Source organism: Streptomyces sp. F001 (assembly GCF_004187715.1).
GTDB classification, from domain to species: Bacteria; Actinomycetota; Actinomycetes; order Streptomycetales; family Streptomycetaceae; genus Streptomyces; species Streptomyces flavusporus.
The window spans coordinates 464,752-489,625 of sequence record NZ_QZWF01000003.1 but is presented as its reverse complement, the minus strand read 5'-3'; the positions used below and the strand labels follow the sequence as shown (position 1 = coordinate 489,625).

General features: G+C 68.0%; 25 protein-coding genes. 13 read left to right on the top strand and 12 right to left on the bottom strand.

The window, feature by feature from the left end; translation table 11 throughout:
- The first annotated feature begins 53 nt into the window (after nt 1-53).
- Complete coding sequence (locus StrepF001_RS15540; protein ID WP_129798825.1) at nt 54-2,759, top strand: transglycosylase domain-containing protein; 2,706 nt, start codon at nt 54-56, stop codon at nt 2,757-2,759.
- Nucleotides 2,760-2,857: 98 nt separating this feature from the next.
- A complete protein-coding gene (locus StrepF001_RS15535; RefSeq protein ID WP_129798824.1) occupies nt 2,858-4,366 on the top strand; it encodes a glycosyltransferase 87 family protein in 1,509 nt (502 codons plus the stop codon).
- A 109-nt stretch (nt 4,367-4,475) separates the two neighbouring features.
- Here StrepF001_RS15535 and StrepF001_RS15530 read toward each other — a convergent pair whose 3' ends face one another.
- The 3 genes from StrepF001_RS15530 to StrepF001_RS15520 all read right to left on the bottom strand — a co-directional run bounded on the left by StrepF001_RS15530 (nt 4,476) and on the right by StrepF001_RS15520 (nt 7,189).
- Nucleotides 4,476-5,507 (bottom strand): alanine racemase, encoded by a 1,032-nt coding sequence (locus tag StrepF001_RS15530; RefSeq protein ID WP_129798823.1) that lies wholly within the window; start codon nt 5,505-5,507, stop codon nt 4,476-4,478.
- A 74-nt stretch (nt 5,508-5,581) separates the two neighbouring features.
- Entirely contained in the window at nt 5,582-6,703 is a 1,122-nt protein-coding gene (gene femX, locus StrepF001_RS15525; protein ID WP_129798822.1) for a peptidoglycan bridge formation glycyltransferase FemX, read from the bottom strand.
- Between the two features lie 174 nt (nt 6,704-6,877).
- On the bottom strand, nt 6,878-7,189 hold the full coding sequence (locus tag StrepF001_RS15520; protein WP_129798821.1) for a hypothetical protein: 312 nt from the start codon (nt 7,187-7,189) through the stop codon (nt 6,878-6,880).
- Nucleotides 7,190-7,452: 263 nt separating this feature from the next.
- On the opposite strand from StrepF001_RS15520, the gene rpsF reads away from it, so the two are divergent.
- From rpsF to rplI, 4 genes are all read left to right on the top strand, one after another.
- Nucleotides 7,453-7,743, top strand: a complete 291-nt coding sequence (gene rpsF / locus StrepF001_RS15515) for a 30S ribosomal protein S6 (protein WP_009189556.1) — start codon at nt 7,453-7,455, stop codon at nt 7,741-7,743.
- A 77-nt stretch (nt 7,744-7,820) separates the two neighbouring features.
- Nucleotides 7,821-8,405 (top strand): single-stranded DNA-binding protein, encoded by a 585-nt coding sequence (locus tag StrepF001_RS15510; protein WP_129798820.1) that lies wholly within the window; start codon nt 7,821-7,823, stop codon nt 8,403-8,405.
- 59 nt (nt 8,406-8,464) lie between these two features.
- Nucleotides 8,465-8,701: a 30S ribosomal protein S18 gene (rpsR, locus tag StrepF001_RS15505; protein WP_003949403.1), complete on the top strand. Its 237-nt coding sequence runs from the start codon at nt 8,465-8,467 to the stop codon at nt 8,699-8,701.
- 18 nt (nt 8,702-8,719) lie between these two features.
- Complete coding sequence (rplI, locus tag StrepF001_RS15500) at nt 8,720-9,166, top strand: 50S ribosomal protein L9 (protein WP_129798819.1); 447 nt, start codon at nt 8,720-8,722, stop codon at nt 9,164-9,166.
- Nucleotides 9,167-9,294: 128 nt separating this feature from the next.
- Here rplI and StrepF001_RS15495 read toward each other — a convergent pair whose 3' ends face one another.
- Nucleotides 9,295-10,632, bottom strand: coding sequence for an MATE family efflux transporter (locus StrepF001_RS15495; protein WP_129798818.1), 1,338 nt, complete (start codon nt 10,630-10,632; stop codon nt 9,295-9,297).
- Between the two features lie 458 nt (nt 10,633-11,090).
- On the opposite strand from StrepF001_RS15495, the gene dnaB reads away from it, so the two are divergent.
- Complete coding sequence (gene dnaB, locus StrepF001_RS15490) at nt 11,091-12,566, top strand: replicative DNA helicase (RefSeq protein ID WP_129798817.1); 1,476 nt, start codon at nt 11,091-11,093, stop codon at nt 12,564-12,566.
- Nucleotides 12,567-12,646: 80 nt separating this feature from the next.
- Nucleotides 12,647-14,032, top strand: coding sequence for a serine hydrolase domain-containing protein (locus StrepF001_RS15485; RefSeq protein ID WP_129798816.1), 1,386 nt, complete (start codon nt 12,647-12,649; stop codon nt 14,030-14,032).
- Between the two features lie 60 nt (nt 14,033-14,092).
- Here the strand turns inward: StrepF001_RS15485 and StrepF001_RS15480 are convergent, their stop codons facing one another.
- Together StrepF001_RS15480 and StrepF001_RS15475 are read right to left on the bottom strand one after the other, a co-directional pair.
- Nucleotides 14,093-14,545, bottom strand: a complete 453-nt coding sequence (locus StrepF001_RS15480) for a GNAT family N-acetyltransferase (protein WP_129798815.1) — start codon at nt 14,543-14,545, stop codon at nt 14,093-14,095.
- Between the two features lie 9 nt (nt 14,546-14,554).
- The gene (locus tag StrepF001_RS15475) at nt 14,555-15,013 is read right to left on the bottom strand and encodes a MarR family transcriptional regulator (protein ID WP_129798814.1); all 459 of its coding nucleotides are present in this window, start codon (nt 15,011-15,013) and stop codon (nt 14,555-14,557) included.
- Between the two features lie 141 nt (nt 15,014-15,154).
- Between StrepF001_RS15475 and StrepF001_RS15470 the strand changes: the two genes are divergently transcribed.
- Both StrepF001_RS15470 and StrepF001_RS15465 read left to right on the top strand, forming a co-directional pair.
- Complete coding sequence (locus tag StrepF001_RS15470; protein ID WP_129798813.1) at nt 15,155-16,363, top strand: MFS transporter; 1,209 nt, start codon at nt 15,155-15,157, stop codon at nt 16,361-16,363.
- A gap of 47 nt (nt 16,364-16,410) precedes the next feature.
- Nucleotides 16,411-16,833, top strand: coding sequence for a heme-binding protein (locus StrepF001_RS15465; RefSeq protein ID WP_129798812.1), 423 nt, complete (start codon nt 16,411-16,413; stop codon nt 16,831-16,833).
- A gap of 64 nt (nt 16,834-16,897) precedes the next feature.
- Here StrepF001_RS15465 and StrepF001_RS15460 read toward each other — a convergent pair whose 3' ends face one another.
- Entirely contained in the window at nt 16,898-17,764 is an 867-nt protein-coding gene (locus tag StrepF001_RS15460; RefSeq protein ID WP_129798811.1) for a GNAT family N-acetyltransferase, read from the bottom strand.
- 197 nt (nt 17,765-17,961) lie between these two features.
- Here StrepF001_RS15460 and StrepF001_RS15455 point away from each other — a divergent pair, with 197 nt between their 5' ends.
- Nucleotides 17,962-18,594 carry a haloacid dehalogenase-like hydrolase gene (locus StrepF001_RS15455; RefSeq protein ID WP_129798810.1) on the top strand — a complete coding sequence of 211 codons (633 nt, stop codon included), beginning with the start codon at nt 17,962-17,964 and terminating at the stop codon, nt 18,592-18,594.
- A gap of 414 nt (nt 18,595-19,008) precedes the next feature.
- The gene (locus tag StrepF001_RS15450; protein ID WP_206306864.1) at nt 19,009-20,676 is read left to right on the top strand and encodes a globin domain-containing protein; all 1,668 of its coding nucleotides are present in this window, start codon (nt 19,009-19,011) and stop codon (nt 20,674-20,676) included.
- A 22-nt stretch (nt 20,677-20,698) separates the two neighbouring features.
- Here the strand turns inward: StrepF001_RS15450 and StrepF001_RS15445 are convergent, their stop codons facing one another.
- From StrepF001_RS15445 to StrepF001_RS15425, 5 genes are all read right to left on the bottom strand, one after another.
- Entirely contained in the window at nt 20,699-21,181 is a 483-nt protein-coding gene (locus StrepF001_RS15445) for an NUDIX hydrolase (RefSeq protein ID WP_129798808.1), read from the bottom strand.
- 89 nt (nt 21,182-21,270) lie between these two features.
- Complete coding sequence (locus StrepF001_RS15440; RefSeq protein WP_129798807.1) at nt 21,271-22,176, bottom strand: LysR family transcriptional regulator; 906 nt, start codon at nt 22,174-22,176, stop codon at nt 21,271-21,273.
- 227 nt (nt 22,177-22,403) lie between these two features.
- Nucleotides 22,404-23,549, bottom strand: a complete 1,146-nt coding sequence (locus tag StrepF001_RS15435; protein WP_129798806.1) for a cystathionine gamma-lyase — start codon at nt 23,547-23,549, stop codon at nt 22,404-22,406.
- On the bottom strand, nt 23,546-24,088 hold the full coding sequence (locus StrepF001_RS15430) for a low molecular weight protein-tyrosine-phosphatase (RefSeq protein WP_129798805.1): 543 nt from the start codon (nt 24,086-24,088) through the stop codon (nt 23,546-23,548). Before StrepF001_RS15430 ends, StrepF001_RS15435 begins: the two co-directional genes overlap by 4 nt.
- A 6-nt stretch (nt 24,089-24,094) precedes the next feature.
- Nucleotides 24,095-24,472, bottom strand: coding sequence for a phage holin family protein (locus StrepF001_RS15425; RefSeq protein WP_129798804.1), 378 nt, complete (start codon nt 24,470-24,472; stop codon nt 24,095-24,097).
- 59 nt (nt 24,473-24,531) lie between these two features.
- Between StrepF001_RS15425 and StrepF001_RS15420 the strand changes: the two genes are divergently transcribed.
- A complete protein-coding gene (locus StrepF001_RS15420) occupies nt 24,532-24,849 on the top strand; it encodes a cupin domain-containing protein (protein ID WP_129798803.1) in 318 nt (105 codons plus the stop codon).
- The last annotated feature ends 25 nt before the right edge of the window (nt 24,850-24,874 follow it).

The window sequence follows — 24,874 nt, the reverse complement described above, 5'->3', positions numbered from 1 at the left end:
AGCCGCCGTTTCCAGGCGCGCCAGGGTGCGCCTGCCCTAGGAGTAGTCGTTCGATGAGCGAGCACCGTCGCAAACCGCCGCAGCCGCAGGAAGGCGGACGTGCCGCGGCCCGACGCGGCCAGTCCGGTGCGTCCTCCGGCCGCCGTGCGGCACCGCGAGGCGCCACCGGGTCCCCATCCGACTCTTACGGGTCGGGTTCCCCCCGGCCGGGAGGCGAGGAGCTGCCGTACGGCGGCCGCGCCGAGGCCCGGCGCGCGGCACAGAGAAGCGGAGGCGGCCGCCGCAGAGCGGCGGACCCCGGCCGGAGTGGCCGGCGGGCCGTCCCCGGCGGTCCGAACGGGCCCGGGCGGGGACGCGCAGCGGCCCCCGGCAGAAATCGGCTCGTCGACTATCCGCGCGCCGGACGGTACGGCTGGCGCCGCTGGGTGCCGTCCTGGAAGCTGGTCTCCGGGCTGTGCCTTGCCTTCTTCGGCAGCCTGGTGGCCGTGGCCGGCATCGGATACGCCATGGTCAGCGTCCCGAAGGTCGCGGACACCGCGGAGGCGCAGAACAACGTCTACTACTGGTCCGACAACACCGAGATGGTGTCGACGGGTGGCGAGGCGAACCGGCAGATCATCAATCTGTCGCAGATCCCGAAGAACATGCAGAACGCCGTCATCTCCCAGGAGAACAAGACCTTCCGGACCGACAGCGGTATCGACCCGAAGGGCATCGCCCGAGCGGTGTTCAACATGGCCCGGGGCGGCGAGACCCAGGGCGGCTCGACCATCACCCAGCAGTACGTGAAGAACGCGATGCTGGACGACCAGTCGCAGACGATCACGCGTAAGTTCAAGGAGCTGTTCGTCTCCATCAAGGTGGGTGCCTCGGTCGACAAGGACGAGATCATGGCGGGCTACCTGAACTCCGCCTACTACGGCCGCAACGCCTACGGAATCCAGGCGGCGGCGCGTGCGTACTTCAACAAGGACGCCATCAAGCTGAACGCCGGCGAGTGCGCCTTCCTGGCGGCCACGCTCAAGGGAGCCACGTACTACGACCCAGCGGGCGCGACCTCCATCGACCCGGTCGGTGCCAAGCCCGAGGCCAACAAGAAGCGGGCCCTGCGCCAGATGCAGGACACCCTGGACAAGATGGTCGAGTACGGCCACCTGGACGCCGCGGAACGCGCCAAGTACACGAAGCTTCCCAAGGTTCAGAACCCACGCTTCAACACCGCGCTGAGCGGCCAGATCGGTTACCTGGTCGACCTCGTAAACGCGTCACTGATCAGGGACAGTGAAAAGACGGGGATCACCGAGAGCAAGCTGCGCCAGGGCGGATACTCGATCTACACCACCTTCGACAAGAAGAAGGTCGACGAGCTCGAAAAGTCGGTGAAGAAGGTCCAGAAGGCGAACATCAAGCCCAAGGAACGGCCCGACACGGACACGCACGTTCAGTTCGGCGGAGCCTCCGTGGACCCGGAGACCGGTGCCATCGTCGCGATCTACGGCGGTGAGGACGCGACCAAGCACTTCACCAACAACGCCGACGAAACCGGCGCCCAGGTCGGTTCGACGTTCAAGCCGTTCGTGCTCGCGGCGGCGATGAAGTGGGGCGTACGCGATCCGGAGGAGGGTCCCACCCAGGCCCAGGACGAGCGCACCATCGTCTCGCCCAAGAGCCTGTACAGCGGCAAGAACAAGCTCAAGATCAAGGACTACGACGGGTCGGTCTGGCAGAACGAGAAGGGCGAGGAGTGGCTGCAGACCAACGATGGTGACGAGTCGCGTGGCGATCCGCCGAACTACCAGATCGATCTGCGGGAGGCGATGCAGTACTCGGTGAACTCCGCCTTCGTGCAGCTCGGCATGGACGTCGGTCTGGACAAGGTGAAGGAGGCCGCCGTCGACGCGGGCGTACTGGAGAGCAGTCTGGCCGGCGCCGACTACCCGTCGTTCTCCCTCGGTATCTCCAAGCCCAGTGCGATCCGCATGGCGAGCTCGTACGCCACGTTCGCGGCGAGCGGCGAGAAGCGTGATCCGTTCTCCGTCTTGAAGGTCACGGACAAGGACGGCCTGGTCTTCGAGCACGAAGTCAAGACCGCGCGGGCCTTCGAGTCGAAGGTGGCCGACAACGTCACCGACGTCCTGAAGACCGTGGTCGAGGACGGTACTGGTACCAACGCCCAGCTGCAGGGTCGTGAGGTGGCCGGCAAGACCGGTACCACCGACGGCAACAAGTCTGCCTGGTTCGTCGGCTACACCCCGCAGCTGTCGACCGCGATCAGCATGTTCCGGTATCCCGACGACGAGACCATGAAGAACCGCACGTTCCTCGAGATGTACGGAACGGGTGACCAGGAGTCGATTCACGGTGCCTCGTTCCCCGCGGAGATCTGGCACGACTACATGGAACAGGCGCTGAAGGGCGAGAAGGCCGAGAAGTTCCCGACCCCCGAGCCCATCGGCCAGGTGGTCAACGATGTTCCGTCCCCGACCCCCACTCCCACGGTCACCGAGACCGAGGAGGAGGAGAGCCCGACGCCGACCCCGACGCCCAGCGAGTCGCTGATCACTCCCACCCCCTCGGTGACGGAGACCTGCGGCTTCTTCGGCTGCGAGGACCCCAATGGCGGCACCGACAACGGCGGTACCGACACCGGAGGAACGGATGGAGGGGTGACCGTCTCACCATCGCCCACGGATACGGGCGGGGAGAACGGCAACAACGGCAATAACAACGGTGGCAGCCTCTTCGGCGGGACCGGTTAGCAGCCGTATCGCCGGACAAAGGTGTTTCACGTGAAACAAGGGCCGCCGCACCCCCAGGTGCGGCGGCCCTCGGCGTACTCCTGGGCGCGTACGGCAGGATGTGCCCCATGCCCAGTGCAGAAACGACGCCAGCGAGCGTGCAGGAGCCGGACCAGGTGCGGCCCACCACGGCCGACGAGGTTGCCGCAAGCGGCAGTGAGCTGATCGGCGGCCCCATCGGGCGGCGTGCTCTGCTCGGGACGTCCTGGTGGACGCCCGTACGGGTGATCGCTCTGGTGGCGATCGGGATGTTCGTCCTCGGACTGGTCCAGAAGGCGCCCTGCTACAACGGCGGCTGGTTCTTCGGCGCCAGTTCGCAGTACACGCACGCGTGCTACTCGGACATTCCGCACCTCTACAACGGGCGCGGTTTCGCCGATGGACTCGTGCCGTACTTCGACAAGCTCCCCGGCGACATGGAATACCTCGAGTATCCGGTGCTGACCGGTGTGTTCATGGAGGTGGCCGCCTGGCTCACGCCCGGCAGCGGCAGCATCCAGGACCAGGAGCAGTGGTACTGGATGGCCAACGCCGGGATGCTGATGGCCTGTGCGGCCATCATCGCCGTGTGCGTGAGCCGGACGCATGCCCGGCGCCCGTGGGACGGCCTGCTGGTCGCCCTGGCGCCCGCCTTCGCGCTGACCGCCACCATCAACTGGGACCTGCTGGCGGTCGCCCTGACGGCCGCGGCGATGCTGATGTGGTCCAGGGGCCGCTCCCTCGCCTTCGGCGTCCTCCTGGGGCTCGCCACGGCTGCCAAGCTCTATCCCCTCTTCCTGCTGGGACCTCTGTTCGTGCTGTGCTGGCGCGCCGGCAAGTGGCGGGACTTCGGCAAGGCACTGGGAGGCGCGGTCGTCGCCTGGCTGGTGGTCAACGGGCCGGTGATGCTCTTCGCCTTCGAGGGCTGGTCGAAGTTCTACACGTTCAGCCAGGAACGGGGCGTCGACTTCGGGTCCTTCTGGCTGATCATGGCCCAGAACTCCAGCGACCCGCTCAGCACCGAGACCGTCAACACCCTTGCCACGCTCCTGATGCTGCTGTGCTGTGTCGGTATCGCCGTGCTCACGTTCACGGCGCCGCGCCGCCCGCGGTTCGCCCAGCTCGCCTTCCTGATCGTCGCGGCGTTCATCCTCACCAACAAGGTCTACTCGCCGCAGTACGTCCTGTGGCTGATCCCCCTGGCCGCGCTGGCCCGGCCCAAGTGGCGGGACTTCCTGATCTGGCAGGCGTGCGAGGTGGCGTACTTCCTGGGGATCTGGCTGTACCTCGCGTACACGACCAGCGGTGACGCCCACAAGGGGCTGCCGACCGACGGCTACCACTGGGCGATCGGGGTGCACCTGCTGGGGACGCTGTACCTGTGCGTCATCGTGGTGCGCGACATCCTCATGCCGGACCGGGACGTGGTGCGCCGGGCCGGCGAGGACGACCCCTCGGGGGGTGTGCTCGACCGTGCGGCGGACGTCTTCGTACTCGGCCCTGCGGCCCATCCGCCGCAGCACGCGGCCCACTTCGAGGGACCGCAGGTGGAGTGGGGCAGCGGGAAGGCGGCCGGCGGTTCGCTCTGAGCGAACGCTCCCCGGAGGGTGCCGTAGGCCGTGTGACCGGCCATGTGAAAGGCCGTACACGGAATCTCCGTGTACGGCCTTCTGGCTGTCGTGGGCGGGTCGGCCGCCGTCAGCGGTCCATGAGCCGGTCGAACTGCGTGGTGGTGTGCCGCAGATGGGCCACCAGCTCGTCGCCGACCTTCGGTTCGGGGGCGTCGGCCGGCACGAACAGGATGGACACCTGCATGTGCGGCGGCTCGGCGAACCAGCGCTGCTTGCCGCCCCAGACGAACGGAGAGAGATTCCGGTTGACCGTGGCGAGGCCGGCCCGGGCGACGCCCTTGGCGCGCGGCATGACGCCGTGCAGCGCCTTCGGGGCCTCCAGACCCACCCCGTGCGACGTACCGCCCGCCACGACCACCAGGAAGCCGTCGGAGGCCGCCTTCTGCTGCCGGTAGCCGAAGCGGTCGCCCTTGGTGACGCGGGTGACGTCCAGGACCGCGCCGCGGTACTCGGTGGCCTCGTGGTCCCCCAGCCACAGTCGCGTGCCGATACGGGCGCGGAAGCGGGTCTGCGGGAACTGCTGCTGCAGCCGGGCGAGTTCGTCCGCCTTGAGGTGGCTGACGAACATCGTGTGCAGCGGCAGCCGGGCCGCACGCAGGCGGTCCATCCAGCCGATGACCTCCTCGACGGCGTCCGAGCCGTCGGTGCGGTCCAGCGGCAGGTGGATCGCGAAGCCCTCGAGACGGACGTTCTCGATGGCGGCATGCAGCTGCGGCAGGTCCCGCTCGCTGATGCCGTGCCGCTTCATCGAGGACATCACCTCGATGACCACGCGGGCGCCCACGAGGCCGTACACGCCGTCCACCGACGACACCGAGCGGATGACCCGGTCGGGCAGCGGCACCGGCTCCTCGCCGCGCCGGTACGGCGTCAGCACCAGCAGATCACCGCCGAACCAGTCCTTGATGCGCGCGGCTTCGTACGTCGTGCCGACGGCGAGGATGTCCGAGCCCAGCCGCGTGGCCTCCTCCGCCAGCCGCTCGTGCCCGAACCCGTAGCCGTTGCCCTTGCAGACCGGGACGAGCCCCGGGAACTGCTCCTGCACGTGCTTGTGGTGCGCCCGCCAGCGCGCGGTGTCGACGTAGAGCGTGAGCGCCATGGCCGGACCTGGAACCTTTCTCGTGGCTGCGGTGTATCAGAGGTGTGGAAGCTATCGAACCAAACGCCCGGGGCTCAGCGGCGCGACATGTAGATGTCGAGCGCCTTGTGGAGCAGCTTGTTCAGTGGGAAGTCCCACTCGCCGAGGTATTCGGCGGCCTGCCCGCCCGTGCCGACCTTGAACTGGATCAGGCCGAAGAGGTGGTCGGTCTCGTCCAGCGAGTCGGAGATGCCGCGCAGGTCGTAGACAGTGGCACCGAGCGCGTAGGCGTCGCGCAGCATCCGCCACTGCATCGCGTTCGAGGGCCGGACCTCACGGCCGATGTTGTCGGAGGCACCGTAGGAGTACCAGACGTGCCCGCCGACGATCAGCATCGTCGCCGCCGACAGGTTCACGCCGTTGTGGCGGGCGAAGTACAGCCGCATGCGGTTGGGATCCTCGGTGTTGAGGGCCGTCCACATGCGCTGGAAGTACGACAGCGGGCGGGGCCGGAAGTGGTCGCGCACAGCGGTGATCTCGTACAGCCGCTGCCACTCCTCGAGGTCGTGGTAGCCGCCCTGGACGACCTCGACACCCGCCTTCTCGGCCTTCTTGATGTTGCGGCGCCACAGCTGGTTGAAGTTCTTGTGCACCTCTTCCAGCGAGCGGTTCGCCAGCGGCACCTGGAAGACGTAACGAGGCTGTACGTCGCCGAAGCCGGCGCCCCCGTCCTCACCCTGCTGCCAGCCCATGCGGCGCAACTTGTCGGCGACCTCGAAGGCACGCGGCTCGATGAAGTCGGCCTCGATGTCACGCAGGCGCTTGACGTCGGGGTTCTGGATCCCCTGCTTGATGGACGAGGCCTCCCAGCGCCGGATGATCACCGGCGGGCCCATCTTCACGGAGAAGGCGCCCTGCTGCTTGAGGTGCGCCAGCATCGGCTGAATCCAGTCGTCGAGATTCGGCGCGAACCAGTTGATGACCGGACCCTCGGGGAGATAGGCGAGGTAGCGCTTGATCTTGGGAAGCTGGCGATAGAGAACCAGGCCCGCACCGACCAACTCGCCGGTCCGCTCGTCGAACCAGCCGAGGTTCTCCGAGCGCCATTCCGCTTTGACGTCCGCCCAGGCCGGGACCTGCATGTGACTCGCCGACGGCAGGCTCTGGATATAGGCCAGATGCTGCTCGCGACTGATGGTCCTCAGGGTCAGGCTCATTCGGGGCGCTCCTCGGGCTGGTGTGTCCCCATGGGTTCAGGGGCTCCGGCTCTCGCGCCGAAGCCTACTGCGCCCTACGAGCGCCCCGACTGGGCACACGGGACTTCGCCCCGGCCTGTCGCGGCCGGGGCGGTGATCAGCCTGCCCCGAGAGGCTCTGCGCGGTGTCGGCAGGTCAGAAGAGGCCGCCGAAGAGGCCACCGTGGGCCATGCCCAGGAAGAAGCCGATGGCCGAGGCGCCGAGGCCCAGGATCAGTCCGAAGCGTTCGCGGGTCGTTTCCGAGATCCACTGGCCGTACGCGCCGGTGAAGATCCCCACCAGACCGGTCCACGAGCTCAGCAGATGCAGGCTGTGGAACATCGCCGTGATGAAGGAGACCGCTCCGAGTACCAGGGTCACCGCGAGCAGTGCGTCCTGGACGGGGTGGGCCCTGTCGTCCGTGGCGAAAAGGGATCCGGCGGTGTTGGGTCGCAATGCCTGTGCCATGGGGCACCTCCTGCGGAAGACGGCGCATCGTAGCGCCATACACACCCGATGTGTACAGATTGACGGTCCTCACCGCCGGATTTCAACCGGAAGCCGGTGTGCGGGTACTCTGTACCCTCTGCACCGGTGTCTGCCCAGGCCGTGGCCGGGAAGCCCGATCGGGCCCCCGATTGTCAGTGGCGGCCGATACCGTTGCGTACGCATCACAACCCTCCTGCCACGGAACGACCGTGGCCGCTGAGTCCAAAGGAGGTGGGTTCCACATGCGTCACTACGAGGTGATGGTCATCCTCGACCCCGATCTCGAGGAGCGCTCTGTCTCCCCGCTGATCGAGAACTTCCTTTCTGTCGTCCGTGACGGTGGCGGAAAGGTCGAGAAGGTCGACACCTGGGGCCGTCGTCGTCTCGCATACGAGATCAAGAAGAAGCCCGAGGGCATCTACTCGGTCATCGACCTGCAGGCCGAGCCTGCGGTCGTCAAGGAGCTCGACCGCCAGATGAACCTGAACGAGTCGGTCCTCCGGACCAAGGTCCTTCGCCCCGAGACCCACTGAGCTCTTCCGCTCAGCTGATCTCGGGATTCGAGTAGCAGCACAAGCAGCCAGCAGCACACCCGCCGAGAGGTTCACCCATGGCAGGCGAGACCGTCATCACGGTCGTCGGCAATCTTGTCGATGACCCCGAGCTGCGCTTCACCCCGTCCGGTGCGGCGGTCGCGAAGTTCCGTGTCGCGTCCACCCCTCGCACCTTTGACCGCCAGACGAATGAGTGGAAGGACGGCGAAAGCCTCTTCCTGACCTGCTCGGTCTGGCGTCAGGCGGCGGAGAACGTCGCCGAGTCGCTCCAGCGAGGCATGCGCGTTGTCGTGCAGGGCCGGCTGAAGCAGCGGTCCTACGAGGACCGTGAGGGTGTCAAGCGCACGGTCTTCGAGCTGGACGTCGAGGAAGTCGGCCCCAGCCTGCGCAACGCCACGGCCAAGGTCACCAAGACCACCGGTCGTGGTGGCCAGGGCGGTTACAGCGGCGGTGGCGGCCAGCAGGGCGGCGGCTGGGGCGGTGGCCCCGGCGGCGGTCAGCAGGGCGGCGGCGCTCCTGCCGAAGACCCGTGGGCGACCGGCGCTCCTGCCGGTGGCCAGCAGGGTGGTGGCGGCTGGGGCGGTGGCTCCGGCGGCAGCGGCGGCAGCGGCGGCGGCTACTCGGACGAGCCCCCCTTCTGAGCCGTACGGCTTAAAGGGTGGGTCGTATCCAAACTTCTTGATCACACAGGAGAAACACCATGGCGAAGCCGCCTGTGCGCAAGCCGAAGAAGAAGGTCTGCGCTTTCTGCAAGGACAAGGTCACGTACGTGGACTACAAGGACACGAACATGCTGCGGAAGTTCATTTCCGACCGTGGCAAGATCCGTGCCCGTCGCGTGACCGGCAACTGCACGCAGCACCAGCGTGATGTCGCCACGGCCGTCAAGAACAGCCGTGAGATGGCGCTGCTGCCCTACACCTCCACTGCGCGCTAAGGGAAGGGTGACCAACACATGAAGATCATCCTCACCCACGAGGTCTCCGGCCTCGGCGCCGCGGGCGACGTCGTTGACGTCAAGGACGGTTACGCTCGCAACTACCTCATCCCGCGGAAGTTCGCTATCCGCTGGACCAAGGGTGGCGAGAAGGACGTCGAGCAGATTCGTCGCGCTCGCAAGATCCACGAGATCCAGACCATCGAGCAGGCCAACCAGGTCAAGGCCCAGCTCGAGGGTGTGAAGGTCCGTCTGGCCGTCCGCTCCGGCGAGGCCGGCCGTCTCTTCGGTTCCGTCACCCCGGCCGACATCGCCTCGGCGATCAAGGCCGCCGGCGGCCCCGAGGTCGACAAGCGTCGTATCGAGCTCGGCTCTCCGATCAAGACGCTGGGCGCCCACGAGACGTCCGTGCGTCTGCACCCCGAGGTGGCCGCCAAGGTCAACATCGAGGTCATCGCTGCGTAAGCGCTGCGCTCGCTGAAGCAGTCAGTGGGGCCGCATCCTCTGGGGTGCGGCCCCACTGGTATGTCCGGGGTATGGCGGCGTGTTTCACGTGAAACCGAGCAGAACGGGCGCGTCTCCTCGCGGCTCTCTCAGCGCGTGGCGCCCGTGACGAGCCAGCGTCCCGAGCGGGCGCGGATCCACAGCGTGAGCATCCGAATCGTCATCATCAGCGTCATGGCGATCCAGAGCGCGGTGAGCCCACCGCCGAAGGTGGGGACGAAGAGCGCCACGGGCGTGAAGACGGCCAGGGTGAGGAGCATGGCCCAGGCGAGGTAAGACCCGTCGCCAGCGCCCATGAGGACACCGTCCAAGACGAAAACCACGCCGCAGAGCGGTTGGGAGAACGCCACCACCAGCAGGGCGGGGAGTGCGGCGTCCTTCACGGCGGAGTCGCTCGTGAACAGGGAGAGGAAGGCCGGGCGGCTCACCACGACCAGGACGCCGAGTGCGAGGCCGACCACGATGCCCCACTGCACCATGCGGCGGCAGACATCGCGGGCTCCCTCGGCATCATTGGCACCGAGATAGCGTCCGATGATGGCTTGTCCGGCGATCGCGATGGCATCGAGCGCGAAGGCAAGCAGGCTCCACAGGGACAGGATGATCTGGTGCGCAGCGATATCGGCGTCACCGAGGCGAGCCGCAACGGCCGTGGTGATCATCAGGATCGCCCGCAGTGAGAGCGTGCGGACCAGCAGCGGTACGCCGGCCTGTGCGGACGCCTTGATGCCGGCGGCGTCGGGACGCAGAGAGGCGCCGTGCCTTCGGGCCCCGCGGACGACCACCACGAGATAGACCGCGGCCATGCCCCACTGAGCGATCACGGTGCCCCAGGCGGAGCCCGCGATGCCGAGGCCGACGCCGTAGACGAGGACCGCGTTGAGGACAGCGTTGGCGACGAAGCCCGCGACGGCGACATAGAGCGGTGTCCTGGTGTCCTGCAGGCCACGCAGGACACCGGTCGCGGCGAGTACGACGAGCATCGCGGGTATGCCGAGGGCAGAGATCCGCAGATAGGTGGTTGCGTACGGGGCCGCCGTGTGGGAGGCGCCGAAGAGTTCCACGAGGAACGGAGCCATGGGCAGGACGATGGCGATGACACCGGCGCCGAGCAGCAATGCCAGCCAGATGCCGTCCATGCCCTGGCGGATGGCTGCAGGGAGTTCGCCTGCGCCCACGCGCCGGGCCACGGCCGCCGTGGTGGCGTAAGCGAGGAAGACGAAGATGCTGACCGCGGTGGTGAGAAGGGCGGAGGCGACGCCGAGTCCGGCGAGCTGCGCCGTACCGAGGTGGCCGACGATAGCGCTGTCGGCGAGTACGAAGAGGGGCTCGGCGACCAGTGCGCCGAAGGCGGGCACGGCCAGCGAGATGATCTCTCGATCGTGCCGGCGTCGGACGGCCTTGAGGGGCGCAGGAGCCTGTGTCATGAGCACCAATCTAATCGTCCACAGGTAAGAGATGCAAAGCAATAGCGCCCCTTACCTTCCGTCTCGCGGTGTGCGCTGTCGTACACAGTTCGAAGCGATCTTGGGCCGACTGGGAAAGTTTTTCTTCTGCACAGCCGGTGGATGGGAAAGGTGCAGGTCAAGGTGGGTTATTGGCGCCGACTGGGGGCTTGTTCACAGGGCTGTCCACCGCGTCGTGCACAGGTTTCGGGGAGTTCTCCACAGCATCGGGGCCGTCGTCCACATGGCCTGTGGATAACCGGATTGGCTGACGGTGCCCAGGGGCCTAACGTGGTCCGGCGCTCACTCCGTCCGCCGACTGAGAAATCGGTACAAAACTAAGGCGGGCAGAACCGGAGTTGAGCCTCTCATTTGTCAGTGCCGTGCCGTAGAAAGAGGGCATGGCGAGGTCCGCTCGGCGGACGGGAGGAGGTGGCTCGGTGAGCATTTCCGAGCCCTTGGACGACCCGTGGGCCGACAGCGGTCCCAGTGATCGTCTGCCCTCCCGCCGCCGCGGCGACGGTGGCCCCGGGCGCGATGAGCAGCATGAGCGAGGCCGGGACAACGGTGCGTGGGACGGCGGAGGTTCGTCCTTCGAAAGGGTCCCGCCGCAGGACCTCAACGCCGAGCAGTCCGTCCTGGGCGGCATGCTCCTGTCCAAGGACGCCATCGCCGACGTCGTCGAGATCCTCAAGGGTCATGACTTCTACAAGCCCGCCCACGAGACGATCTACCAGGCGATCCTCGACATCTATGCGAAGGGCGAGCCGGCCGACCCGATCACGATCGCCGCTGAGCTCACCAAGCGCGGCGAGATCAACAAGGTCGGCGGCGCATCGTATCTGCACAGCCTCGTGCAGACGGTGCCGACGGCTGCGAACGCCGAGTACTACGCGGAGATCGTCCACGAGCGTGCCGTGCTGCGCCGTCTCGTCGAGGCCGGTACCCGCATCACTCAGATGGGATACGCGGCCGACGACGACGTCGACGAGATCGTCAACCGGGCCCAGGCCGAGATCTATGCGGTCACGGAGCAGCGCACGAGCGAGGACTATCTGCCGCTCGGCGACATCATGGAGGGCGCGCTCGACGAGATCGAGGCGATCGGCTCACGCACCGGCGAGATGACCGGGGTGCCCACGGGGTTCACCGACTTCGACTCGCTCACCAACGGCCTGCACCCGGGCCAGATGGTCGTCATCGCCGCGCGTCCCGCGATGGGTAAGTCGACGCTTGCGCTGGACTTCGCGCGGGCTGCATCGATCAAGCACAACCTGCCCAGCGTCATTTTCTCTCTCGAGATGGGGCGCAACGAGATCGCGATGCGTCTGCTGTCGGCCGAAGCCCGCGTCGCGTTGCACCACATGCGATCCGGCACGATGACCGACGAGGACTGGACGCGTCTGGCCCGCCGGATGCCGGATGTCTCCGCGGCCCCGCTCTACATCGACGACTCCCCGAACCTGTCGATGATGGAGATCCGTGCCAAGTGCCGTCGCCTCAAGCAGCGCAACGACCTCAGACTGGTCGTCATCGACTACCTCCAGCTGATGCAGTCCGGTGGTTCCAAGCGCGCCGAAAGCCGTCAGCAGGAGGTGTCGGATATGTCCCGAAACCTCAAGCTTCTGGCCAAGGAGCTGGAGATTCCCGTCATCGCGCTCTCCCAGCTGAACCGTGGCCCCGAGCAGCGCACCGACAAGAAGCCGATGGTCTCGGACCTGCGTGAGTCCGGCTCCATCGAGCAGGACGCCGACATGGTCATCCTGCTGCACCGCGAGGATGCCTACGAGAAGGAGTCGCCGCGCGCCGGCGAGGCCGACCTGATCGTGGCCAAGCACCGAAACGGTCCGACCGCGACGATCACGGTCGCGTTCCAGGGCCACTACTCCAGGTTCGTGGACATGGCGCAGACCTGATCCGGTGCCCGGCGCGGTGGCATGGACGGGCAGGCGGAAATGCGCTCGACGTGGGCCGTCCGGCCGGATGAACTGTGGGCATGACGACAATTCAGGAAGAGTTGCTTCCGGGTACACGCCGGGCGCTGCTGCACCGCATCGCCGTGGCTCAGTCCGAAGGGCGTTCTCCGTCGTTGGTCGCAGCGGTCGTGCGGGACGGGCGGACCGTGTGGCACGGGGCGCGGACGTCGGTGGACGGACACGCGCCGGACGAGAACGTGCAGTACCGGATCGGCTCGATCACCAAGACGTTCACCGCGGTGCTCGTGCTGCGTCTACGCGACGAGGGCCTGCTCGATCTCGGCGACCGGCTGGAGAAGCATCTGCCCGGCACCGGTGCGGGCGAGGCCACCATCGCCGAACTGCTGGCGCACATCGGTGGTCTGGCCGCCGAATCACCTGCCCCGTGGTGGGAGCGCAGCCCAGGGTCGCTGCGTCCGGAGCTGGCCGATGTGCTCGGCGATGATCCTTTCCTGCATCCGATCGGGCGTCGGTTCCACTACTCGAACCCCGGCTACACGCTGTTGGGTGCCCTGGTTGAGCAGCTGCGCGGGGCTTCCTGGGAGGAGGTACTCCGGCGTGAAGTGCTCGAACCCCTGGGCCTCAACCGAACGAGCGCACACCCTTCGGCCCCGCACGCGGGCGGCTGGGCGGTGCATCCCTGGGCCGATGTGCTGCTGCCGGAGCCTGCGGAGGATCTCGGTCGGATGGCCCCGGCCGGTCAACTCTGGTCCACTACAGGCGACTTGGCCCGATTCGCGGTCTTCCTCGCGCAGGGCGACGATCGGGTGCTGAGCGCGGAGACTGTACGGGAGATGCGGATGCCCGCCGCGCCGGCAGAGGCCGCTGATGTCGCGGACGGGGTCACCTACGGGCTCGGGCTCCAGATCCAGCACCGTGACGGGCGTCTGCTCGTCGGCCACTCCGGGTCGCTGCCGGGCTTCCTGGCGAACCTCACCATCAGCGTGGCGGACGACGTCGCGGTGGTGGTGCTGGCCAACTGCACCTCCGGTCCGCTGTTGGCCGCCGTGGGCGCGGACCTCGTGCGTATCGTCGCCGAGGCAGAACCGCGGATTCCCGAACCATGGCACCCCCTGCCGGACGTCGACGCTTCCGTCCTGGAGTTGGCGGGGCAGTGGTACTGGGGGACTTATGCGTTTGCCCTGCGGCTGACCGGCGACGGAGGTGTGTCGCTGGAGCCACTGTCCGGCAATGGCCGCCGTTCGCGCTTCCGGGACAATGGTGACGGCACCTGGACGGGCCTGGAGGGCTACTACGCCGGAGAACTTCTGCGTGCTGTGCGCCGTCGGGACGGGTCCGTGAGTCATCTGGACCTCGGTTCGTTCGTGTTCACGCGTCAGCCGTACGACGAGAACGCGGAAGTGCCGGGCGGAGTGGACCCGGAAGGGTGGCGGGGGATCAGCTAGCGTCACCGTCCCGCGACATGAGGAGGGCTGTGTTTCACGTGAAACACAGCCCTCGTTCGTTCAGAGCGCGAGCTTGAAACCCACGTGGGACGCCGTGAATCCGAGCCGCTCGTAGAAGCGGTGGGCGTCCGTACGTGAGGAGTCGGAGGTCAGTTGTACCAACTGGCAGTCCTGGTGCCGGGATTCATCGACAGCCCACTGAATGAGCTGGGTGCCCAGCCCGCTGCCGCGCTCATCGGCATGAATCCGTACACCTTCGATGATCGACCTGGTGGCGCCGCGCCTGGACAGCCCGGGAACGATCGTGAGCTGGAGCGTGCCGACCACGCGGCCCTTGCGAACAGCGACCATCAGATGCTGGTTCGGGTCCGCGCTGAGCCGCTCCAGCGCTGCGAGGTACGGGGCCAGGTCGTCCGGTGACTCGCGCCGGGCGCCCAGTGGGTCGTCCGCGAGCATGCCGACGATTGCGGGGATGTCGTCGGCGACCGCGGCTCGTATCTCAAGATCTCCCATGGCTGCACCCTAGGCGGGCACCTTCACCGACTCCACAACCCGGACCAGCGGGGCAAGTTCGGGGTTCTTGGCGGCCTTGTCGAGCGCCTCACGCAGAGCCGCGTCGTTGGTCGGCCGCGCCTCCTCCAGCAGCTTCAGGCCCGCCTCGGTGACGTTGGTGTAGATGCCCCGGCGGTCGGTGGGGCACAGATAGCGCTCCAGCAGACCGCGGTCCTCGAGCCGGGTGACCAAGCGCGTGGTGGCGCTCTGGCTGAGGACGACCGCGTCCGCGACCTGCTTCATCTGCAGGTGCCCGCCGTCGCCGTCGTGCTGTCGGCTGAGCACGTCGAGCAGAGAGTACTCGCGCACGCTGAGGCCGTGCTGGGTCTGCAGGGCGCGCTCGATGTGCGCCTCGATCCTCCCGTGCAGCAGGGAGAGGGCGCACCAGCCCTGGGCGAGGGCGGTGAGCGCGGGGTCCGTCGCTGTCATTGGCGTTTCCTCCGTCACGGAGCGGCTGGAATCCAGGATAGACCACGGCTGCAATAGCCTGTGGTTGCATATAGTCAGCGTCTACAACTATTGTTGGCGCACGTAAAGCGCTCTTGCAATCTCTGGGAAGGTGTACACCCCATGCCTCTCGCGCTTCTGGCCCTCGCGGTCGGGGCCTTCGGAATCGGCACGACCGAATTCGTGATTATGGGCTTGCTGCCCGAGGTCGCGGCCGACTTCGGGGTCTCCATCCCGACCGCCGGCTTCCTCGTGACCGGCTATGCGCTCGGTGTGATGTTCGGCGCCCCGCTGATGACCGTGCTCGGCACGAAGGTCTCCCGCAAGCGGATGCTGATGGTGTTGATGGGCCTGTTCATCGTCGGCAACCTGCTCTCCGCCATCGCTCCCGTCTTCGGGCTGATGCTCGTCGGCCGCGTGGTCGCCTCCCTCGCCCACGGTGCCTTCTTTGGTATCGGCTCGGTTGTCGCGGCCGAGCTGGTCGCCCCTGACAAGAAGGCCGGAGCCATCGCGATGATGTTCACGGGTCTGACCGTCGCCAATGTCGTGGGCGTCCCACTGGGCACGCTCGTCGGGCAGTCCGTCGGCTGGCGGGTCACCTTCGCCATCGTGGCCGTGCTGGGCGTCGTCGGTCTGGCCGGCATCGCCAAGCTCGTCCCGGAGATGCCCAAGCCCGAGGGCGTGCACCTGCGCCACGAGCTGGCTGCCTTCAAGAACGTCCAGGTCCTGCTCGCCATGGCGATGACCGTCCTCGGCTTCGGCGGAGTCTTCGCGGCCATCACCTACATCGCGCCGATGATGACCCACGTCGCCGGCTTCGCCGACGGCTCCGTCACCTGGCTGCTGGTCCTCTTCGGCCTGGGCATGGTCGGCGGCAACCTCGTCGGCGGCAGGTTCGCCGACCGCGCCCTGATGCCCATGCTGTACGTCTCCCTGGGCGCCCTGGCCGTCGTGCTCGCGCTCTTCACGCTGACGGCACACGACAAGATCCTTTCGGCCGTGACCATCGCGCTGATCGGTGCCCTGGGTTTCGCCACCGTCCCGCCTCTGCAGAAGCGCGTCCTCGACCAGGCGCACGGCGCTCCCACCCTGGCCTCCGCGGTGAACATCGGCGCGTTCAACCTCGGCAACGCCCTCGCTGCCTGGCTCGGCGGCCTCGTCATCGCGGCCGGTCTCGGCTACACCGCCCCTAACTGGGTCGGAGCCGTCCTCGCCGCGGCCGCTCTGGTCCTCGCCTTCCTCTCGGCCGCTCTGGAGCGCCGCGAGAGCACCCCCAGTGCCGTGGTGGTGTCCGGTGCGCCCACCGACCAGCGGACCGCCGTCCACCACTGAACCCTGCCGAACCCCCTCGCCAGTCCCACCCGTAAGGAGAAGTCCGCATGACCACGTCCACCGCCGTCGCGCCCCTGACCATCCAGGACGCCGAGATCCTCGTCACCGCGGCCCATCGCGCCGCCGAGGCTGCCGCAGCGACCGTCAGCATCACCGTCCTGGACGCCGGCGGCCACCTGCTCGCGTTCCGGCGCGACGACCGGGCCGTACTGATCTCCGGCGAGACCAGCACCCGCAAGGCGTACACGGCCCTCCAACTGAACGCGCCGACCGCCGACCTCGTCGACGCGGTCAAGCCCGACGGGCCCTTCCACTCCCTGCCCACCGCGCTCGACCGCCCGCTGCTGTTCATCGCGGGCGGCCTGCCTATCCACCGCGGCGGGCGGCTGATCGGTGCGATCGGCGTCGGCGGGGGCGCACCGGATCAGGACCACGGCTTCGCCACGGCCGCCGCGGAGGCACTCGCCTGAGCCGGCCCCGATCAGCGGGTAACGCCGGTTCCCTGGAGGGACCGGCGTTACCCGTGCCGGAGCATCAGCCGGCAGCCACCGTCAGCGGAGCGAAGCGCCGACTCCAGTCACCGGGCAGCTCCGCGATCCCGTACGTCATGACCGCGTTGAAGGCGACCGACGCCAGCCCTCGCTCCTTCGCCCACACCAGCAGCTCCTCGTGCCGTACGTCGATGTCGGTGCGCAGTGGGCGGTCGGTGTGGGCGGCGAGCGAGGCGATCAGCGCCTTCGCCGTCTCGGTGTCCCGGGCGATCAGCGGGCCCACGACATGGGTGTGCATGTTGGGCCAGGCGGCCGCGTATCCGATGATCCGGCCGTCCTCCTCGGCGACGCGGACCTGGTCGGCGAAGGCCGGCAGCCGGGTGAGGATGTGCGTGCGATCGGCGCCGAACACCTCCAGGTCGAGGCGAAGGAGCGTGGTGAGGTCCTCGGCGGTCGCAGGTCGGGTGGCCACCGCGAGCTCGGCGCCGCCCGGCATGAAGGGGCCGCGCAGCATCTCCGCCCGGCCGGTGACCTTGAAGCCGAGTTCCTCGTAGAGCGGGCGGCCGTTCGAGGTCGCATGCAGAGTCAGGGGTGTGGCGCCCATGATCGAGATCACGTGGCGCATCAGTCGCCGTCCGACACCCTGGCGGGCGTGCCGCTCGGCAACCAGGACCATGCCGACGGCTCCCAGCTCAGGGCGTTCCGGTGGCCCGTATTCGGTGACTGTGCCTGCGGCGACGAGCCCTCCGTCGGGGTCGTCGATGCCGTATCCCTTGCCGGCGGTGAGAAGGAAGCCCCATTTGTGTTCCTCCCGCGGCCACCCCCGGTCCTCGGACAGGTCGGCGCAGGCGGTGAGGTCGCGGAGCGTCAGACGGCGGATCGGAAGAGCGGCGAGGGCAGGAGTAGGCACGCAGGTCAGGCTGGCCGACCGGTGCCCCCGACGTCCACTGGTTTCGGGAGAGACGTAAGCGCTTTTGGCCATTGTCGTGGCGACCAGCGGAGTGGGTGGACAAGCGCGGGGTGTTTCACGTGAAACATCGGAGAACGGCGGGCATCCATCTGGCTCAGCCCGCGGCGGGAACACTCCTCTCGCTAGCCTCACATGCCATGGCGAGACTTCATCTCTTCGATCTCGACGGCACGTTGCTGCACGGCAGCTCCGCGCCCGTGGAGATCTCGCGGCAACTCGGGCTGGAGTCCGAGACCGTGGCGCTCGACCAGGAGATCGCAGCCGGGCTGATCGGCCCACCGGAATATGCGCAGCGGGTACATGCGCTTTGGGCAGATCTCACGGAGGCGCACGTGGCCGCAGCCTTCGACGGCGCGCCCTGGCTGAGACGTATCCGTGACGTCTGGGCGGAGATCAGGCGCGCGGGCGACTACTGCGCTGTCGTGTCGCTGTCTCCATCGTTCTTCGTGGCGCGGCTCACGGCGTGGGGTGCGCATGCGGCACACGGATCCCGCTTCCCTGCGGTGCCGTTCACCGAGCCTGTGGACCCTGCCGGAGTCCTCAGTGCCGCGGCCAAGGTCCTCATCGCCGACCGGCTGTGCCAGGAGTTCGGCGTGACGCGCGCGGACTGCGTCGCGTACGGGGACTCGTCGTCGGACCGGGATCTCTTCGGCGTCGTTCCGGTATCCGTCGCGGTCGACGCGGACCACCATCTGGCCGCTCTCGCAACCCACTCCTATACGGGGAGGGATCTGTGGGATGCCTATGAATTGGTCCGCACCGCCCGGTAATTGAGGGAACTGATGGTTCGCCCCTTGGTCAAAAGAGTGGTGGGTCAAGGGGGGACTTGTGTGGGGCGCGGGGGCCGGTATGGTCGACTCCGGTTGCCGTCCGGGATGTGGTGCGCCCTTCCCGTGCGGGCGGAAAGAGGGGCAAGGGAGCCTAACGGGACGGAGAGATCGACGACCCGCATTCTGGGTTAAGCGGCTGAGGTTTCCGTGTGAAGTGGGATGCTGCGGGGAGAGTACTGCGGCCAATGTCACACTCTCGCCCTACTTGTCCGTACGAAGTGGGAACACGAGTTGAATATGGCCGCGTTGACCGCGACAGCGAACGGGGAAAGCAGCCGGCTACGGGGGAAGCAGGCATCTTCCGACTGAGGAAGTGCGCAGACCGACCGAAAGATGTTCGAGGCGAGGCACACCATGGACGCTCCGACCACCACGTCGGCCGACAACGGCACTTCAGACGGCGGGGGCGGCTGGTTCACGCCGCGCAAGAAGCCGATGCCGACTCCGGGCAGCGAGCGGGAGACGGCAGATGGCCGGCGCCTGGCCGCGATGCGCCCGGTGGGCAGGACAACCACCGGGACTGATCACGAGGCGCCTCCGGACGAGGTCGCACGGGGTGCCACACCGCAGGTGACGGAGCCGCACACACAAGCGCAGGCCACGGGCTCGCCGGCCTCAGCCACCCACCCCGAGCCGCGCGGCTACGGAGCTCCTGGCCCCCAGCCGGCCGCAGCCGATGCCGGGACGGATCGTGAGCGAATAACGGCACCTGCGATATCCACGCCCGCACCCGCCCTCTTCCGCACCGAGGCGCCGCCCGCCGCTCACCGCGTACCCGCGCAACGGACCGCCGCCGAACACACGGAGCCGTCTCTCTTCGCTGCCGGCACAGCGCCCGCAGCCGGCCCCGCCTCCAATGCCGATCTGCCCGCCCCGCACGCTGATCAGCCCATCGCCCACGAGGACGCCTCCCCGGACGCTGTGCTCATCCGCCGGACCATGACCACCGTGGCCCCCGTGGCCGACAAGGTCACCTCGTACTTCTACGCGCTGCTCTTCGTCCGCCACCCCGATCTGCGGCCCCTCTTCCCCGCCGCGATGGACGCCCAGCGCGACCGCCTGCTCAAGGCGCTGCTCACGGCCGCCGAGCACATCGACAACGCCGACGTCCTGGTCCCGTATCTGCAGAACCTGGGCCGCGGCCACCGTAAGTACGGCACGCGCCCCGAGCACTATCCGGCCGTCGGCGAGTGTCTGATCGGCGCGCTGAGCCGGTACGCGGAGCCGGTCTGGGACGGGGAGACCGAGGCGGCGTGGGTGCGGGCGTACACGACCATCTCGCAGGTCATGATCGACGCCGCGGCTGCCGACGAGCTGCGCGCCCCGGCCTGGTGGTACGCCGAGGTTGTCTCACACGACCTGAGGACCCCGGACGTCGCGGTCATCACGGTCCGCCCCGACCAGCCGTATCCCTTTCTCGCCGGGCAGTACACGAGCCTGGAGACGCCGTGGTGGCCGCGTATATGGCGGCACTACTCCTTCGCGTCGGCGCCCCGCTCCGACGGACTGCTCAGTTTCCATGTGAAGGCGGTCCCCGCGGGCTGGGTCTCCAACGCCCTGGTGCACCGCGCCCGCCCCGGTGACGTCGTCCGCCTCGGCCCCCCGGCCGGTTCGATGACCGTGGACCACTCCACCGACAGCGGACTGCTCTGTCTGGGCGGTGGCACGGGCATAGCGCCCATCAAGGCGCTGGTCGAGGACGTCGCCGAGCACGGCGAGCGGCGCCCCGTCGAGGTCTTCTACGGAGCCCGCACCGACCACGACCTGTACGACATCGACACGATGCTCAGGCTCCAGCAGACACACCCCTGGCTCTCGGTCCGCGCGATCATCGACCAGCAGGCACATCTCCAGCTCCCCGATGCCATAAGGGAGTACGGCCCCTGGAACGAGTACGACGCCTACCTCTCGGGCCCGCCCGGAATGATCCGCAGCGGTGTGGACGCCCTGCGGAACGCCGGCATTTCCTCGGAGCGCATACGCCACGACTCGGTGGAGGAACTCGTCGCCGCCGGAAGCTGACCCGGGCCGGCCACCGGCCGGGTCAGCCCAGATCGGGAGCGTGCATGGCCCGGACGCCCTCGATGTTCCCGTCGAGGTAGTGCCGCAGCGACAGAGGTACGAGATGGACGGAGGCGATCCCGACACGGGTGAACGGCACCCGTACGATCTCGTACTCGCCCGCGGGCTCGTCCACCTCGGGACCGTGCCGCAGGGACGGATCCATGGACTCGAGTCGGCAGACGAAGAAGTGCTGCACCTTCACACCAGTCGCGCCGCCGTCCTCGCCGATGTGCTCGACGGTGTCCACAAAGCACGGCACAACATCGGTGATCTTGGCCCCCAGTTCCTCGTACACCTCGCGATGCAGAGCATGGACGACGGTGGGGTCTCCTGGTTCGACACCGCCACCGGGAGTGACCCAGTAGGGATCCATGCCGGGCTTGGTGCGCTTGATCAGGATCAGGTCGTCGCCGTCCAGGAGAACGGCGCGGGCGGTGCGCTTGACCACGGGTCGGACGGTCATGGGAGAAATGTGGCCCGGCTGGTTCCACGTGAAACATCGCGAAACGTCATCGGTCGAGCCCAGCGCGTGAGACCTCCCGATTGTTCGGCTCAGCACCACTCGGCGGCCGCACGCTGCAGCCACTCATGGGCCCGTGCGATGTGCGGCATGGCCAGGGTGCCGGTGCGCACGACCAGGAAGTACGTCCGCAGCGGCGGTACGGCCGGATCATGCAGAGCGACGACGTCACCACGCTCCAGGGCGGTCTCGCAGAGGTAGCGGGGCAGGACCGCCAGCCCGGCACCGGCGGCCGTGCAGGCGAGGACGGCGCGGAGGTCCGGGACGATGACGGTGCCGGAGGCGGCGGGGCGGGAGTCGAAGACAGAGGCCCAGTAGCGGGAGACAAAGGGCAGCGACTCGTGCACCTCGACGACGGGCAGGTTCTCCAGGGCGGACGCGCCCTTGTCGTGCAGCGTCCCGGTTCCGATCTGCTCGGCCCAGTGCGGGGCGGCGACCAGGACGTGCTCCTCGTCGCACAGCGGAGTCGCCGTGAGCAGTCCGCCGCGCGGCTGGGCTGTGCAGATGGCCAGATCATGATGGCCGGCGGCCAGCCCTTCCAGGGTCTCCTCGGCGTTGCCGAAGGACGCGCGTAGCGCGAAGGCCTGTCCGTCCTCGCCGGTCAGTTCCACGAGCGCGGGCAGTGCCCGCTCGGCGGTGAACTCAGGGGGCCCCGCCAGATGCAGGGTGCGTAACGAGGACTCGTCGTCGAGCCCGCTCTCGGCTATCTCCACCAAGGCGTCCAGATGCGGAGCGGCCTTGTGCGCGAGCTCGTCGCCTATGGTCGTCGGCGTCACTCCCCGGGCCTGCCGCAGGAACAGAGGGCGGCCCAGCTGTTGTTCCAACGTCCGGATCTGCGAGGTGACAGCCGGCTGGGAGAGGCCCAGCAGGGCGGCGGCGCGAGTGAAGGAACCGGCCCGGTGCACGGTGACGAACGTGCGCAGCAAGGCCAGATCCATGGAACGCCCTCCCCTTCCCTGTCTGTCTCCCGCCCCCGGACAGGGCCCAACTATAAATAAGTCGATAGGTCTCTGTCGCTACTGTGATTGGACACTGACACAGAGTCAACTAGCCTTGTTCGCGCGGTTCTTCGCGCGCAGAACCGAGGGCGGTCCGAGCCACGAGGGGGGAGGCTCGGACCGTCCGTTCTACGTAGCCGGGCACCCGCCGGGCGTCCGGGAAGCGGTCACTTCGCCGACTCGTCCAACGCGGCCAGCACATCCGCCACCAGATCCCCGGGATCCTCGGCGCCGACCGACAGCCGAATGAAGCCCTCCGCAACCGCGTCCCCTCCCCAGCGCCCGCGCCGCTCGGCCGTGGAGCGCACGCCGCCGAAGCTCGTCGCGTCGTCCACGAGCCGTAGCGCGTCGAGAAAACGGTCCGCACGCGCGCGCGTGGGCAGGGTGAAGGAAACCACGCACCCATAGCGGTGCATCTGCTGCGAGGCAATCTTGTACGAGGGGTCGCTCATCAGTCCCGGGTAGCGCACTCCGAGATCCTCGGGCCAGTCGCGCAGCGCCTCGGCGACCGCGAGGGCGCTCGCGTTCTGCCGGTCCACGCGCAGTTGGAGCGTGGCGATCGAACGGTGCGCGAGCCAGGCCTCCATGGGCCCGGGAATCGCACCGACGATCTTGCGCCAGCGGCGTACGGCAGCCATTGCCGCAGGGTCGCGGCCGGTGACGTAGCCCAGGAGGATGTCGCCGTGCCCGGTGAGCTGCTTGGTGCCGCTGGCCACGGAGAAGTCGGCGCCGAGCTCCAGCGGGCGCTGTCCGAGCGGTGTCGCGAGCGTGTTGTCGACCGCGACAAGGGCGCCCCGCGCGCGTGCCGCCTCTGCGAGCCGCCGGACGTCGCACACGTCCAGCCCGGGGTTCGACGGGGTTTCGATCCACAGAAGCTTCGCGCCGTCGAGGACGTCCAGCTGGGCATCACCGGCGGTCGGGGCGGTGCGCACCTCGATGCCGTACGCCTCCAGCTGGGCGCGCACCAGGGGCAGTACCTGGTAGCCGTCGCTGGGCAGGACGACCGCGTCCCCGGCGCGCAGCTGGGAGAAGACCACCGACGAGATGGCGGCCATGCCGGACGCGAACACCAGTGTCTCCACGCCGTCCTGCCCGGGCGCCTCCAGCTCGCCGATCGCGCGCTCCAGGTGGGTCCAGGTCGGGTTCTCGTCGCGGCCGTAGGTGTACGGGCCGGTGGGGTCGCCCGGCAGGTGGTAGTGAGCGGCGAACACCGGACCGGGCAGCGTCGGCTCGTGCTTCACCGGCTCGGGCAGACCGGCCCGCACCGCGCGCGTGCCGTCACCGACACCGTTGCTCTGACCCGTACCGTTCATGCTGCCCGTCCTTCCACGTGCTCACGTACCGCGGCGAGCAGTCCTTCGCTCGCCCCCTCCACCATCTCAAGGCACTCCTCGAAGCCGTCCATGCCCCCGTAGTACGGGTCGGGGACGTCGAGGTCGTCACCCGCGGCATCGGAAGGGGCGCACAAAGCATTTGCTGAGGGATCGTGGCCGGGCGACGGGCGGGTGTACGAGCGCAGCAGGCGCACCTTCGCCGCGTCCTGCTCGGTCGGCGCCAGGCGGCGCAGCACCTTGAGGTGGCCCGAATCGAGCGCGATGACCAGATCGAGCCGGGAGAACCACGACGGCTGGAACTGCCGTGCGGTGTGCTCACCGTCGTAGCCGTGCTCCTGGAGCACGGCCACGGTGCGCGGATCGGCCGGATCGCCCTCGTGCCAGCCGCCCGTGCCGGCGCTGTCGACCTCGACCAGGCTGTCCAGCCCGGCCGCCACCACGCGCGCGCGGAAGACGGACTCGGCCATCGGGGAGCGGCAGATGTTGCCGGTGCAGACGAAGCAGACGCGGTACGTCATCGGCGTTCAGTCCCCGTCGGGCAGGACGACGTTGAGCGCCCAGGAGACGATCGAGATGATCAGGCCGCCCAGGACGGCCGTCCAGAAGCCCTCGACGTGGAAACTCAGGTCGAGCTTGTCGGCCAGCCACGAGGTCAGCAGCAGCATCAGCGCGTTCACCACCAGGGTGAACAGGCCGAGCGTCAGGATGAGCAGCGGAAGGCTCAGCAGCTTCACGATCGGCTTGACCACGAAGTTCACCAGGCCGAAGACCAGCGCGACGAGGATCAGCGTGCCGACTTTCTTGCCGGTGCTGTCACCCGTCAGGGTGATCTTGTCGAGCAGCCATACGGCGACCGCCAGGGCGCCCGCGTTGGCGATCGTCTTGACTACGAAATTCTTCATGTGTCTGATCGTGGCAGACGAGATCGGTTACGAGTACGGGCGCGAGGCGACGAGTGGCGATGAAGGCATTCCGGCTGGACGAACTGGAGACGGAACGCGCCTCCAACGAAGGGGCCTACCTGCAGTTTCTGCGGGAACGGAACATGTCGGTCGGGCTGTACGCGCTCAATGCGGGCGAGCATGATCCACAGAAACCCCACAACCAGGACGAGGTCTACTTCATCGTGAGCGGACGCGCTTCGATCACCGTCGGCCTGGAGACCACCGACGTGGCCCGCGGGAGCGTGGTGTACGTGCCCGCCGGAGTGGCCCACAAGTTCCACCACATCAGCGAGGACCTGCGGGTGCTCGTGGTGTTCTCTCCGCCCGAGAGCTGATGCGCCGGCTCGGGGTTCCCTAGGG